The sequence below is a fragment of the bacterium genome (assembly GCA_027622355.1).
Lineage (GTDB): Bacteria > UBA8248 > UBA8248 > UBA8248 > UBA8248 > JAQBZT01.
Genome location: JAQBZT010000051.1, coordinates 1 through 12754 on the forward strand (window position 1 = coordinate 1; position 12754 = coordinate 12754).

Sequence of the window (12754 nt, forward strand, 5' to 3'; positions counted from 1 at the left end):
GGCGACCCTCCGCGATCTGGCGGTCGGGGTCCGGGCGGAAACGCTGCACGAGGAGGTGGAGAAAGCCCTCCGCGAGGGGGGGGGCGACCTGCTTGAATCGGTCCGCCTGTTCGATATTTATCAGGGCAAGGAGATGGCCGCCGCCGGGGAGAAAAGCCTTGCCTACTCTTTGGTTTTCCGGCTCCCGGCGCGCACCCTCACCGATGCCGAAGTGAATGCGGCCTTCTCCGACATCCTCTCCCTGCTCAAGGAGCGCCTCGGCGCCCGCCTTCGGGCTTGAGCGGTTTCCTTGACACCTCGGCAGGTGATACCTAGAATTTCTCTTTAACGCCCTTTCATTTCTCTTCGCGCCCGACGGGAAAAGCGGCCACCATGGTCTTAGATAAGCTAGATGCGCTTGAATCCTCCTTGTCCAAGGTTCTCGATGAACTCACCGAGCTTCGGCGCTCGCGCCAGGAGTTGGAGAGTCAGTTGGCCCAAGCCCGTTCGCAGGCGCAGTCTGCGGAGGAGGGACTCCGTGGCCGGGAAAGTGAGTTGAACCGCCTCCGGGAAGAGAACAGCCGCCTGCAGCAGGAGCAGGGCGAGGTGCGTTCCCGGGTCGAGCGGATTCTGAGCCATATTCCCGAGTAGGATCCCCTGGGCGCACCCAGCGCCCCGAAATGGCGGAGGATGGGAAATGGATCAACAGGACCAACAGAAGGTCGAGGTGGATATTTTCGGGCACATCTTGCGGCTCAAGAGCGATGCCGATCCGGAGTACGCCTCCCGTCTCGCGGCCTATGTGGACGAGCAGATCCGCAAGGTCTCCCGCCAGAGCAACGATCCCATCAAGGTGGTGATCCTGGCCTCGATGAACATTGCCAACGAGGTTTTCGAGGAGCGGAGGAGCCGCGAGGCCGAGGCTGCCGCTCTGGAGGAGCGCGCCAACCTACTGATTCAAAAGCTCGAACAGTCCCTCTAGTTTTTTCTGCCCCGTTTCGGGGCTTATTCTGTGTATCTAAAAAAGATGCTTTGGTGGCATAATAGGAGCCAGCGGTAGGATTTTGCCCTGCGGTGTGCGTGATGCAGTTATGCATCTTGACCCAGTACCAATAAAACGGGAGTTCTTCCCCGCGGTGGTGAGCCACTCTGCTTTGTGGGGATCGGCCTGAAGCTGCGGAATGGACGCCCACCTGGCGAAAGCTGGGTACATATGCTCTCTGCACACGGCATTAAAGCGGGGCTTTTTAGTTGTTCCTCCGGTCCTTGTCTCGATGAGAGGCAGGGACCGGAGGACGGCGCTCTCTGCCCGTAGGGGGCGAGGCCGCGGAGGCGGAACTTGAAGGACGCCTCGAGGGCGGACCCCGGCGAGGAGAAAGAGGCTTGGCGCCGCAGGATGCGGGAGCTTCGCGAGTCTCTTTCCCCGGAACGGCATGAAATCCTGAGCCAGTGCCTGTGCCGGCGGCTGGATGTGCTTCTCGCCAGTCTCAATGTCCGCAGAGTGGGAGTGTACTGGGCGGTCAGGGGTGAAGCCGATCTTTCCTCCTTGTGGAAAGGGGTTTCCTCTGCCGGGCGGGTGTATTTTTTCCCCCGTGTATCGGGAGACAGCCTCACCTTTCACCGGGTGCGGGACCCTCGTCAGGAACTCCGGCCAGATGCCTTTGGCATTCCCGCCCCGCCGGACGATGCTCCTCCTTCAGATCCTTCCGCGCTAGATGCTGTGGTGGCCCCGGGCCTGGCCTTCGATCTGTTTGGCGGTCGGCTGGGCCAAGGGGCGGGCTTCTACGACCGCTTTTTGGGGGGGCTGAATGCGCCGCCGGCCATGATTGGGGTGGGCTTTGGCTTTCAGCTCACCTGGGGTGAAAGACTCCCCCTGCACGCCGGGGATGTCTTGATGAACTGGGTGCTTACTGACCGGGAGGCGGTTCGGTGCCTGCCGTTTACATACTCTAGGAGTGAGAAATGACGACGATGCTATTGCTCGGGCTTGTCGCGGCGGCGTTGGGTGCTGCGGCCGGTTCGATGGTTGTGATGATTTTGGGCCGGAAGAAATCCGAAGGCGAGATCGAGAGAGCCCGGGGCGAGTTTGAAGAACGGGTCCGCCAGCTCGAGGCTTCTTCCGGAAAAGAGGTCGAGCGGCGGATTCGCGAGGCCGAGCTCAGCCACAAGGACGAGATGCTTCGCCACCGCGAGGAGGTTGAGCGCCAGAACCAGTCCCGTGTGGATGAGATCCAGAAGATCGAAGAGCGCCTCCTCCAGCGCGAGGAGACGCTCGATAAGCGGCGCCAGAGCCTCGATACGAAGGAACTTTCGGTCGAGCGCCGCGAGGGGGAGCTCTCCCTCCGGGCGGAGAACGTTCGCCAGGAGGAGAGCCGCATCAAGGAGCTGCAGTCACAGGAGCTGCGCAAGCTCGAGGAAATCGCCGGGATGAGCGCCGAGACGGCGAAGCATGAGCTCAAGGAGCGCTTCATGGAAGAGTCGCGGTTGGACATCGCGGCCGATGTGCAGCGGATGGAGAAGAAAGCGAAGGAAAACGTCGAGCGCGACGCCCGGCAGATGGTGGCGCTCTCGGTGGAGCGTTATGCCTCCGAGCACGTGGCCGAATCCACCGTCAGCGTCGTGGCTCTGCCCAGCGACGAGATGAAGGGCCGGATCATCGGCCGCGAGGGGCGGAACATCCGCGCCCTGGAGATGGCCACGGGGGTGGACATTATCATTGACGACACCCCCGAGGCGGTAGTCGTTTCGGGCTTCGACAAGGTGCGCCGCGAGACGGCCCGCCTCGCCCTCGAAGCGCTCGTTCAGGACGGCCGCATTCATCCGGGCCGCATCGAGGAAGTCGTCAGGAAGACCAAGAGCGAGCTCGATGCGCGGATCAAGGAGGCCGGCGAGCAGGCCGCCTTCGAGCTGGGCCTGGAGGGAATGATTCATCCCGACCTGATTTTTCTCCTCGGCAGGATGCGCTACCGCACCAGCTACAGCCAGAACGTTCTCAAGCACTCGATCGAGGTGGCCCACTTGTGCGGCATGATGGCCTCCGAGCTGAGGATGGACAACACCTTGGCGAAGCGCGCCGGGCTTCTCCACGACATCGGCAAGGCGGCCACCCACGAGATTGAGGGTTCCCACGTCCAGATCGGCTACGATCTCGCACGGAAATACAACGAGCCTCCCGAGGTGCTGAACGCCATTCTCTCCCACCATGAGGACGAGGAGCCCAACTGCATCGAATCGCTCCTCGTCAAGGCTTCCGATACGCTTTCGGCCGCCCGCCCCGGCGCCCGGCGCGAGATGGTCGAAAGCTACATCAAGCGCCTCGAGGCGCTCGAGAAGATCGGAGAGTCCTTCAAGGGGGTCGAGAAGTGCTTTGCGATTCAGGCGGGCCGCGAGATTCGCGTGGCCGTCTTGCCCGATGAGATCAGCGATGCGCAGGCCACCTTCCTGGCGCGTGATATCGCCAAGCGGATCGAGACCGAGCGTACCTATCCCGGGGAAATCCTGGTGACGGTCATCCGGGAGACGCGCCACACGGCGACGGCGCGCTGATCTGCCTTGAAAATTCTCTTTGTCGGAGACGTCAACGGACGGCCGGGCCGCCGGGTGGTGAAGAACCATCTCCCCGGCCTGATTGAGAAACACGCGGCCGATCTCTGCATCCTCAACGGCGAGAACGCCGCCGGCGGGTTCGGCATCAGCGAGGAGAACGTCGAGGAATTTTTCTCGGCGGGCGCCGACGTCATCACCACCGGAAATCACATCTGGAACCGCAGGGAAGCCTCCGAGCTCCTCTCGCGGGAGGTGCGCCTCCTGCGGCCCGCCAATTACCCCGACGGAACCCCCGGCCGGGGGCTGTTCGTGGCCGAAACCGCCTCGGGACCGGTGGCAGTCGTCAATCTCATGGGCCGGGTGTTCATGCCGCCCGTCAACTGTCCTTTCCGCGAGGCCGACCATATCCTCGAGGCGCTGGCGCCGGAGGTCCGCATCGTTTTCATCGATCTGCACGCCGAGGCGACGAGCGAAAAAGTGGCCATGGGATGGTACCTCGACGGCCGGGTGAGCGCCCTCATCGGCACGCACACCCATGTCCAAACCGCGGATGAGCGCGTCCTGCCGAAAGGATGCGCCTATCTCTCCGATGCGGGAATGACGGGACCGGCCGATTCGGTGATCGGCATCAAGGCCCAGCTTGCCCTCAAGCGGTTCCTCAGCGGGGTGCCGCACCGCTTCGAGGTGGCCACGGGCCCCGCCCAGTTCAATGGCGCGGTGATGGAAGTTGACGAGACATCGGGCCGGGCCCTCTCCATCGAGCGGATTGCCTTTCGCGAGGAGAGCGCGGAGGAAAGCGCTTCCTAGGGGTGTCCGTTTCTCTCGGCCTTGTACTGTTCGCGGACAATTTCCTCCCGGCGATGTTCGAGATTTTTCAGCTCGCCGATGAGGAACTGGAAGCGCTCGGTGAGGGAAGCGATCTCGAGGAAGGTCTGCTTTCTCTCGAGCGGCATTTCAATGGCCGCCCCGATGATGAAAGACAAGCGCGTCGGATGGTTCCGAATCTCATCCGGAATCTGGAGGATTTTCTTTTTTTTTTCGGCGAACAGTTCGAGAAGCTCCGCTATCAGATCGGGAGCGGGCGGCGCCCCGGCGTCGTCCTCCAGAAATTCCACCTCTCCGAAGGGGTAGGCGCGATCCTCTGTGGTGCTCAGGATTCGAAAGCGCCGATCGCCCTGCACCAGGATGTTCATCTTGCCGTCGGGATATTTCTCGATGACCTGAACGATCTTGGCCGTACAGCCCACATTTCGAAGGCCCCGCGCGTCGGCCAGGGTGATCCCGAAGGGAAAATCCCCATCAATGCACTCGCGGATCATGAGTTTGTAGCGCTCCTCGAATATGTGGAGGGGCAGCGGCTCCCCCGGGAGAAGCACCACCTGGAGCGGAAAGAGGCGCATGGATTGAGAGGACATACCGGAATCATACCGTGAACTCCTTATGTTTCAAATGCTCCGGGGAAAACGCTTTGCCGGGTAAGCTGGCGGCGGATGTTGGGGGTATGGTATTTTTCAAGGGCACTCCCACAGTTCCGGCCCCGAGATCGACTGCGCGCCTGCTTTTCTTCTTCGGCGGCGCGCCCGTGCAGGAGGTGAGCCGCTTGCCCAGGTCCCCGAAGCCAGAAGTGCTCCCCGGCGATGCCCGGGAGGAGGTGAAAACCCTCTCCGGGATCCCCCTCAAGCCCGTCTACGGCCCGGGCGATTTTCCGCCGGGCCATTTCGAGGAAGGCATCGGTGCGCCGGGACGGTTCCCCTTCACCCGGGGGGTGCGGCCGGACATGTACCGCGGCCGTCTGTGGACGATGCGCCAGTACGCCGGCTTCGGCAGCGCCCGCGAGAGCAACGCGCGCTACCGCTATCTCCTCGATCGGGGGCAGGCGGGTATCTCCGTCGCCTTCGACCTTCCCACCCAGATCGGCTACGACGCCGACCACCCCCTCGCGCAGGGGGAGGTGGGCAAGGTGGGGGTTTCCATCTGCTCGATCGAGGACATGGAGATCCTCTTCGAGGGAATCCCCCTCGACAAGATTTCCACCTCCATGACCATCAACGCCACGGCGGCGACCCTCCTTTGTCTCTACGTGGCGGTGGCGGAGGAGGGCGGGATCCCGCCCGAGGCGCTCCGCGGAACGGTGCAGAACGACATCCTGAAGGAGTACATCGCGCGCGGCACCTATATCTACCCGCCCGGCCCGAGCCTCCGCCTCATCACCGACACCATCGCCTTTTGCCGCGAGCGCATCCCGAAGTGGAACGCCATTTCGATCAGCGGCTACCACATCCGCGAGGCGGGCTCGACCGCCGTGCAGGAGGTGGCCTTCACCCTGGCGAACGGCATCGTCTACGTGAACGAGGCGGTACGCCGGGGACTCGATGTGGATGAGATCGGCGGCCAGCTTTCGTTTTTTTTAAATGTGCACAACGATTTTCTCGAGGAGATCGCCAAGTTCCGGGCGGCGCGCCGGCTCTGGGCCCGGATCATGCGCGATCGGTTCGGGGCCAAGACCGAGCGGGCGCAGATGCTCCGCTTCCATGCCCAGACGGCGGGCAGTTCCCTCACCGCCCAACAGCCGCGGAACAACGCCGTCCGGGTGGCGTTCCAGGCGATGGCGGCCGTTCTGGGCGGCGCCCAATCCCTGCACACCAACTCGATGGACGAGGCCCTCTCCCTGCCCACGGAAGAAGCGGTTCGCCTCGCGCTTCGCACCCAGCAGATCATCGCCGAGGAAACGGGCGTGGCGAATACGGTGGACCCCTGCGGCGGCGCCTGGGCCATCGAGGCGCTGACCGATGAGATCGAGCAAGGGGCCCGGGAGATCATCGATCGCATTGACGAGATCGGGGGGATGCTCCAGGCCATCGATCAGGGATGGGTCCAGGGCATCATTCAGGACAGCGCCTACGCCTACCAGCGGGCGATGGAAGAGAAAAAAATCAAGGTGGTCGGCGTCAACGCCTTCGAGGAAGGGGAGGATTCCGTCATTCCCACCCTCCAGGTCCGCCCCGGGGTCGAGAAGGAGCAGGCCGAGCGCCTCGCCGCCCTGCGGGGAGGGCGAAATGGCGGCGACGTTTCAGATTGTCTTGATACATTGCGGCGCGCGGCGCGCGGGCCGGATAATTTGCTTCCCCATATCCTGGAGGCCGTCCGCCGCCGGGCCACGGTGGGTGAGATCGCCGATGCGATGCGGGACGTCTTTGGTCTCTATCAAGAGAGGGCCGTTATCTAGGGGGGCGCTTCTGGTCCTCTCGGGCGCCCTTCTGCTCGGGGCGGGCGGCGAGCGCCTTCAGTTCTGCAGCCTCTCGGGCGGCATCCGGGTCGAGCGGACGGCGGGGGGCTTGCGGGTTGAGTACCTGGAGGGAAAAGGGTATCCCTTTGTACTTCGCGGATGGGCGCTGCGCTCCGCCCGCCCGCGGGGGGAAGGGGTGTGCATCGGCCTCCTCCGGCGTCCTCTGGCCCCCGGCCAGCGCAAGAATGTTCTCCGGGCGCGGGATGAGGTGTTCGAAACCGGCGGCCCCTTTCAGGAGAAGATCATCTACCGCCGGAGCGAGCGGGTGATCGAGCTGGGCGGCGAGCGGGTGAGCGTGGAGAGCCTTGAGATTCTGCCCCGCCCCAAAGACGCGGAAAGAACCGGCGGAAAGAAATCCGGCAAGGAGCCGAAATGACGGGCAACGAGATTCGGAAGAAATTTCTCGATTATTTCCGGGAGAAGGAGCACCAGCCGGTGCGCAGCTCCCTCCTGGTTCCCCAGAACGATCCGACGCTCCTCTTCACGAATGCCGGGATGGTGCAGTTCAAGGACGTTTTCACGGGGCTCGAAAAGCGCAGTTATGCGCGCGCGACCAGCAGCCAGAAGTGCCTCCGGGTGAGCGGCAAGCACAACGATCTCGAAAACGTGGGTCGCACCGCCCGCCACCACACCTTTTTCGAAATGCTCGGCAATTTCTCCTTCGGCGATTATTTCAAGGGAAAAGCCGTCGAATTCGCCTGGGAGTTTCTGGTGGACCGGATGGGCCTCGACGGGGACCGGATGTGGATCACCGTCTTCCGCGAGGACGATGAGGCGGCCGAGCTGTGGAACCGGAAGATCGGTGTTCCGGCCGAGCGCATCATCCGGATGGGGGAGAAGGACAATTTTTGGGCGATGGGCGATACCGGCCCCTGCGGCCCGTGCTCGGAGCTGATCTACGATCAGGGCGATCACATCGCGGGCGGCCCGCCGGGGAGTCCCGATGAGGAGGGCGACCGCTTCCTCGAAATCTGGAACCTCGTCTTCATGCAGTTCAACCGGGATGCTTCCGGCGAGATGAATCCGCTTCCCCGGCCCTCGGTCGATACCGGCATGGGGCTCGAGCGCCTGGCGGCCATCGTCCAGGGAGAGGTGAGCAACTACCACACCGATCTGCTCATGCCGGTCATTCGTTTTGTGGAGGATCGCTGCGGGGCCGACTACACCGCGAAGGCGCGCGGCGATGCCGGCACCGAACGGGATGTCTCCTTCCGCGTCATTGCCGATCACATCCGGGCGGTGTGCTTCCTCGTGGCCGACGGGGTGCTGCCCAGCAACGAGGGGCGCGGCTACGTCCTCCGCCAGATCTCCCGGCGCGCCATGCGGCACGGAAAGATGCTCGGCATCGAGGATCCCTTCCTCTTCCAGGCGGCCGGCGTCGTGGCCGACATGATGGGCGATGCCTTCCCCGAGCTGCGGGAGAACCTCACCTACATCGCCCGCGTCACCCAGGCCGAGGAGGAGCGCTTCGCCCACACCCTCGCCCAGGGCCAACCCCGGATGGACGCGCTGGCGGCCGAGACCCGGGCGGCGGGGAAAAAGGAGATCTCCGGCCAGGAGGTGTTCGTCCTCCAGGACACCTACGGTTATCCATGGGATCTGGCGTTTGAGACCGCCGCTTTTCATGATCTGACGATCGGCCGCGCAGGCTTCGACGCCGCCATGTTGCAGCAGCGCGAGCGCGCCCGTGCCCATTGGAAGGGATCGGGCGAGGAGGCGGTCTCCCCCCTCTGGCGCGAGGTACGCGAGGAGCGTGGCGGGACGGCGTTTCTCGGCTACATGGAGCTGGAGGCCGGGGCCGGGGTGCTTGCCATCGTGAAAGGCGGGGAGCGGGTGGAAAGCGCCGCCGCGGGCGATGAGGCCGAGGTGGTGCTCGATCGCACCCCCTTTTACGGCGAATCGGGCGGCCAGGAAGGCGATCGCGGCAGATTGACCTGGGAGGGCGGCGCGGCCGAGGTGCTCGACACCCAGAAGCCGCTCCCCGAGATATTTTCCCACCGCGTCCGGGTGCAGGAGGGAATCCTCGGGGCGGGCGTGAAGGTCACCGCCCAGGTGGATGGCGAGCGGCGCGGCGCCCTGCGGCTGAACCACACCGCCACCCATTTGCTGCAGTATGCGCTCAGACAGGTGCTCGGCGATCACGTCAAACAGGCGGGCTCCCATCTCGCGCCCGAGCGGCTCCGCTTCGACTACACGCACTTTGCCCCGCTCACCGGCAGCGAGCGCGATCGCATCGAGGACATCGTGAACGCGCGCATCCGCGAAAACGCCGCCGTCTCCACTGAGGTGATGGCGCTGGACGATGCCGTGGCCGCGGGCGCGACGGCGCTCTTCGGGGAGCGCTACGGCGAGGAGGTCCGCGTCGTTTCAGTAGGGGACTTCAGCAAGGAGCTTTGCGGGGGCACCCACGCGGGGGCGGCGGGCGATATCGGACTCTTCCGCATCCTGCACGAGGGGAGCGTCGCCGCGGGGGTGCGGCGGATCGAGGGGCTGACCGGCCGGAGTGCCCTCGCGCAAGTCCGCCAGGAACAGCAGGCCCTCGCCGAGGTGGGCGAGCTGACCAAGGCGCCGCCGCTCGAGGAGGCCGACCGGGTCAGGCGGCTGCTCGATCGGGTGCGGGTGCTCGAGCGCGAGGTGCGCGATCTGAAGGAGCGGGGCGCGCGCGATGAGGTGGGCGATCTGGCAGCCCAGGCGAAGGAGGTCGCGGGCCTCAAGGTCATCACCGCCCGGGTGGACGGCCAGGAGGCGGGCGCCCTGCGGGGGCTGATCGATGCGGCCAAGGGAAAGCTCAAGAGCGGGGTCGCCGTTTTAATCTCGGTGACCGACGGGAAGGTCGCCATCGCCGCGGGCGTGACGAAAGACCTGACGGGTCAAGTACATGCGGGCCATCTCGTGCGGGATGTGGCCGCGATCGTCGGCGGCAAGGGTGGCGGACGTCCCGATTTCGCCCAGGCCGGCGGGCGCGATGTCGAGAAAGTGGACGAGGCCCTCGCCGCCGTCCCCGGTCTGATTGAAAAAATGAAGTAGGCGAATGACTCCTCCCGGGGGCGGCCCGCTCCCGTTTTCCACGGAAAGGCACGGACACTTTTTTGACGACCCTTTCGGCGTATCCCGATCGCATGAAAAAGCGTGTGCTCTCCCTTCTCATCGTGGGGCACATTGCGAACGATGCCTATTTCGGATTTCTACCCCCCCTGCTACCCCTCCTCGTTGTTCAGTTCGACATTTCGCTGGCGCTCGCGGGCCTGCTCTCGATGATGTTTTCGATCTCGGGGGCGCTGATTCAGCCCCTTTTCGGCTACTTCCTCGATCGCTTCCGGAAGGGGTGGCTCATCGCGGCGGGCCCGCTCGGCGGCGCGCTGGTGGGGCTGATGGTCTACATGCCGAACTACTACACCCTACTGGCGCTTTTCTTCATCGCCGGGCTGGGTTCGGCGATTTTCCATCCGCTGGCTTCGGTGACGGCGAATCAGGCCTCGGGGGGGCGCAAGGGGCTCGGCGTTTCGATTTACATCGCGGGCGGCCGGCTCGGGGTGGGCATCGGGGCGGCCGTCGCGACCTTCATCGTGACGAGGTGGGGGATGGCGGGGGTTCCCCTCGGGGCGCTTCTGGGCATCGCCGTGGGTCTTCCGCTCATCTTAATGGCTCCGGATGTTGCGGTGCAGAATCCGGCGGCCGTTCCGAGTTTCAGCGCCACGTTGGGGGCGCTGCGGCACACCATCCGGCCGCTGGGGGTGCTTTGGCTGGTCAACCTGACGCGGACGATCGTCACGATGACGGTGGGCACCTTTCTCCCGCTCTATGTCGTCCGGGGGGGAGGCTCCATCGCGGCGGGCGGCCGGGGGGTGACGATCTTTCTTTTCGCGGCGGCGGCCGGCGGCATTTTCGGCGGCCATCTTTCGGATCGCTTCGGGCGGCGCGAGGTGGTGCTCGGTGGGATGCTGGCGAGCCTGCCCGCTCTTGCGCTGATGTTTCTCTTCCCCGAGCCCTGGCAGACGGTTTTTCTGATTCTGTCGGGGGCGGCGCTCTACGCCCCGATGGGGGTTTCGGTCACCTACGCGCAGGAGCTTCTGCCGGAGCACGCCGCGCTGGTGACGGGCTTCATGCTGGGCGTTTTGTGGTTCGTCTCGAGCATGTTCATGGTGGCGGTCGGCGCGCTCGCGGATCTGGCGGGGCTGGCGGTTGCGTTTCCCGCCGTTTGCCTGATCATGGGGGCCGCTTCGGCGGCGCTCTCCTTCGGCCTGCCGCGGCTGGACGAGCGCCGGGCATAGCGGGAGGAGCGGGGATGGCGGGTGGGTTTGAGCCGCTTCGCGTGGAGCGGGACATCGCCGAGGAGATGGCGAGCACCCTGGGGAGGCTGGGCGAGCGGTTCGAGCGCAGCTGCCGGAAGGTGTGGGAGCTCAAGGAGGGTTTCGACCAAAGCGTGGCCGCCGCGGAGCGCCTGGGGGGTGAGCTCAACGCCGCCCTCGATGAGGCCGAACGGCTGCGCTACTACTTGATCGTCCAGCGCGAGGCGATGGGGATGCGCGATCACCGCGAGGTGGCGAAAACGTATCCGCTCCCGCAACTGCCGGGAAGGCCTCCTGCGCCGGGAGACCCGGCTAGCCCTCGTCTCGCTTGGCCCGGAGTTTTTTCAAGAGGTCGCCGTAGGAAGTCTTCCGGATGACGGAACGGAACTGCTGGCGGTAGTTGTTGACGAGACTGACCCCCTCGATGATGACGTCGTAGACGCGCCATTCGGTGCCGTTCTTGATGAGGCGGTAATGGATGGGAATTTCCTGCCGCTTCTTCGTAAGGATCACCGTTTCGACGCTGGCCAGCTCCTCGTCGATTTTCTCTCTCCGGTACTGGATTTCCTCGTCCGTGTAGGCTTCTATTTTTGAGAGGTAGCTTCTTTCCATCAAGAAGCTGAAGAGAGAGATGAATTCCCTTTTCTCCTCCTCCGAGCGCTTTCTCCATTCCTTGGCCAGCGAGCGGCGGGACATTTCGGTGAAGTCGAAGCGGCCGGCCACCAGGCGCCGCAGCTTGGCGCGGCGTTCGTCTTTTTTCCGGTCGCCCTGGTAGGCCGGGTCCCGGATGACGGCCAGCACGTCCTGGACGGTGGCGCGCAATTGCTTCGTCGGCTCTCCCGCCGAGGCGGCGAGCGGTGCCAGGAGAAGGGCCGCAAGAAGCATGACGGCCACCCCGCGGATGAAAGACATTTGTATCTCTCCTTCCCTTTTCAGCATCAGCGCGGGGCCAGGCTCCCGGACGCGCTCTCCAGCCGGGCGAAGCTGAGGTTGTGGTTGTAGATGGACTGCAGGTTCGCCACGCGCATTTTGACGTATTGGCCCAGCGCCTCGAAGATGTCCTTCGGCGAGCCGATGCCCAGATCGAAGTTGGCCACCGCCGATATCATCCATTTTTTCCCGGCGCGATATGACTTTTCCGTCACGATAATGTTTTTCCGCGCTTCCATCACTTCGAGAAAAGCCTTCTGGACCTGGACGGGAATGCCCTTGCGTGCCCGCTCGCGCGTGTACTCAAGTTTTTGCACCTCGGCCCGCGCCTCGGCGACCCGCCCCTTCGTGATGCCGAAGTTGAGGGACCACTTGAAGCCAGCGACCGCCGTGATGAACTCATGGTTGAAATTGTCGAACACGAACGGGTTGCGGATGGTGGTGCGGTTGTCGGCGTTGGCGACCGAGCCGAAGACGGCAGCGAAGATCTGGGGCCAGTACCTGCTCCGCTCCACCTTGACCAGGGCGCGTCTGGCACGGATGCCCGCTTCGACCTGCTCGATTTCGGGGCGAAGGCGCAGGCTCATCTCCTGATAGATGGGGAGCTGCTGGAGGGGGGTGGCGATGGGTCGGATACGGCGATCGGCGACCTCCACTCGGGTTCCGGGCGTGAGGCCGGCCGCAAAGCGCAGCGCCTCGCGGGCGAGGATGGCGTTCTTCTCCG

At 64.4% G+C, this 12754-nt stretch carries 14 protein-coding genes and 1 other RNA gene; 12 read left to right on the forward strand and 3 right to left on the reverse strand.

Features of this window, described 5'->3' with window-relative positions:
* The 7 genes from O2807_04755 to O2807_04785 form a co-directional block, all read left to right on the forward strand.
* Positions 1 to 280 (forward strand): phenylalanine--tRNA ligase subunit beta (locus O2807_04755; protein MDA0999815.1); only part of this gene is annotated, 280 nt, incomplete at its 5' end.
* 92 nt (positions 281 to 372) lie between these two features.
* Positions 373 to 630, forward strand: coding sequence for a cell division protein ZapB (gene zapB / locus O2807_04760; protein ID MDA0999816.1), 258 nt, complete (start codon positions 373 to 375; stop codon positions 628 to 630).
* Positions 631 to 676: 46 nt separating this feature from the next.
* Positions 677 to 961, forward strand: a complete 285-nt coding sequence (locus tag O2807_04765) for a cell division protein ZapA (protein MDA0999817.1) — start codon at positions 677 to 679, stop codon at positions 959 to 961.
* Between the two features lie 81 nt (positions 962 to 1042).
* Positions 1043 to 1227: non-coding RNA, 6S RNA (gene ssrS, locus O2807_04770), on the forward strand.
* Between the two features lie 91 nt (positions 1228 to 1318).
* Entirely contained in the window at positions 1319 to 1945 is a 627-nt protein-coding gene (locus tag O2807_04775) for a 5-formyltetrahydrofolate cyclo-ligase (protein ID MDA0999818.1), read from the forward strand.
* On the forward strand, positions 1942 to 3525 hold the full coding sequence (gene rny / locus O2807_04780; protein ID MDA0999819.1) for a ribonuclease Y: 1584 nt from the start codon (positions 1942 to 1944) through the stop codon (positions 3523 to 3525). The genes O2807_04775 and rny overlap by 4 nt, the downstream gene beginning before the upstream one ends.
* A 6-nt stretch (positions 3526 to 3531) precedes the next feature.
* On the forward strand, positions 3532 to 4332 hold the full coding sequence (locus O2807_04785; GenBank protein ID MDA0999820.1) for a TIGR00282 family metallophosphoesterase: 801 nt from the start codon (positions 3532 to 3534) through the stop codon (positions 4330 to 4332).
* Here O2807_04785 and O2807_04790 read toward each other — a convergent pair.
* Complete coding sequence (locus O2807_04790; GenBank protein ID MDA0999821.1) at positions 4329 to 4940, reverse strand: LON peptidase substrate-binding domain-containing protein; 612 nt, start codon at positions 4938 to 4940, stop codon at positions 4329 to 4331. The genes O2807_04785 and O2807_04790 overlap by 4 nt on opposite strands.
* Positions 4941 to 5125: 185 nt before the next feature.
* Between O2807_04790 and O2807_04795 the strand changes: the two genes are divergently transcribed.
* From O2807_04795 to O2807_04815, 5 genes are all read left to right on the forward strand, one after another.
* Positions 5126 to 6751, forward strand: a complete 1626-nt coding sequence (locus tag O2807_04795) for a methylmalonyl-CoA mutase family protein (GenBank protein MDA0999822.1) — start codon at positions 5126 to 5128, stop codon at positions 6749 to 6751.
* Positions 6720 to 7187, forward strand: a complete 468-nt coding sequence (locus tag O2807_04800; protein MDA0999823.1) for a hypothetical protein — start codon at positions 6720 to 6722, stop codon at positions 7185 to 7187. Before O2807_04795 ends, O2807_04800 begins: the two co-directional genes overlap by 32 nt.
* A complete protein-coding gene (gene alaS / locus O2807_04805; protein ID MDA0999824.1) occupies positions 7184 to 9838 on the forward strand; it encodes an alanine--tRNA ligase in 2655 nt (884 codons plus the stop codon). Before O2807_04800 ends, alaS begins: the two co-directional genes overlap by 4 nt.
* A gap of 62 nt (positions 9839 to 9900) precedes the next feature.
* A complete protein-coding gene (locus O2807_04810; GenBank protein MDA0999825.1) occupies positions 9901 to 11082 on the forward strand; it encodes an MFS transporter in 1182 nt (393 codons plus the stop codon).
* Between the two features lie 14 nt (positions 11083 to 11096).
* Positions 11097 to 11477 (forward strand): hypothetical protein, encoded by a 381-nt coding sequence (locus O2807_04815; GenBank protein ID MDA0999826.1) that lies wholly within the window; start codon positions 11097 to 11099, stop codon positions 11475 to 11477.
* Here O2807_04815 and O2807_04820 read toward each other — a convergent pair.
* Both O2807_04820 and O2807_04825 read right to left on the reverse strand, forming a co-directional pair.
* The gene (locus tag O2807_04820; protein ID MDA0999827.1) at positions 11413 to 12012 is read right to left on the reverse strand and encodes an ABC transporter substrate-binding protein; all 600 of its coding nucleotides are present in this window, start codon (positions 12010 to 12012) and stop codon (positions 11413 to 11415) included. The genes O2807_04815 and O2807_04820 overlap by 65 nt on opposite strands.
* A gap of 26 nt (positions 12013 to 12038) precedes the next feature.
* Positions 12039 to 12754, reverse strand: a 716-nt coding sequence (locus tag O2807_04825) for a TolC family protein (protein MDA0999828.1), incomplete at its 5' end; no start/stop codon positions are given.

Coding starts and splice junctions, on each gene's coding strand:
- zapB (MDA0999816.1), top strand. CDS start 373: ATGGTCTTAGATAAGCTAGATGCGCTTGAATCCTCCTTGTCCAAGGTT.
- O2807_04765 (MDA0999817.1), top strand. CDS start 677: ATGGATCAACAGGACCAACAGAAGGTCGAGGTGGATATTTTCGGGCAC.
- rny (MDA0999819.1), top strand. CDS start 1,942: ATGACGACGATGCTATTGCTCGGGCTTGTCGCGGCGGCGTTGGGTGCT.
- O2807_04790 (MDA0999821.1), bottom strand. CDS start 4,940: ATGTCCTCTCAATCCATGCGCCTCTTTCCGCTCCAGGTGGTGCTTCTC.
- alaS (MDA0999824.1), top strand. CDS start 7,184: ATGACGGGCAACGAGATTCGGAAGAAATTTCTCGATTATTTCCGGGAG.
- O2807_04815 (MDA0999826.1), top strand. CDS start 11,097: ATGGCGGGTGGGTTTGAGCCGCTTCGCGTGGAGCGGGACATCGCCGAG.
- O2807_04820 (MDA0999827.1), bottom strand. CDS start 12,012: ATGTCTTTCATCCGCGGGGTGGCCGTCATGCTTCTTGCGGCCCTTCTC.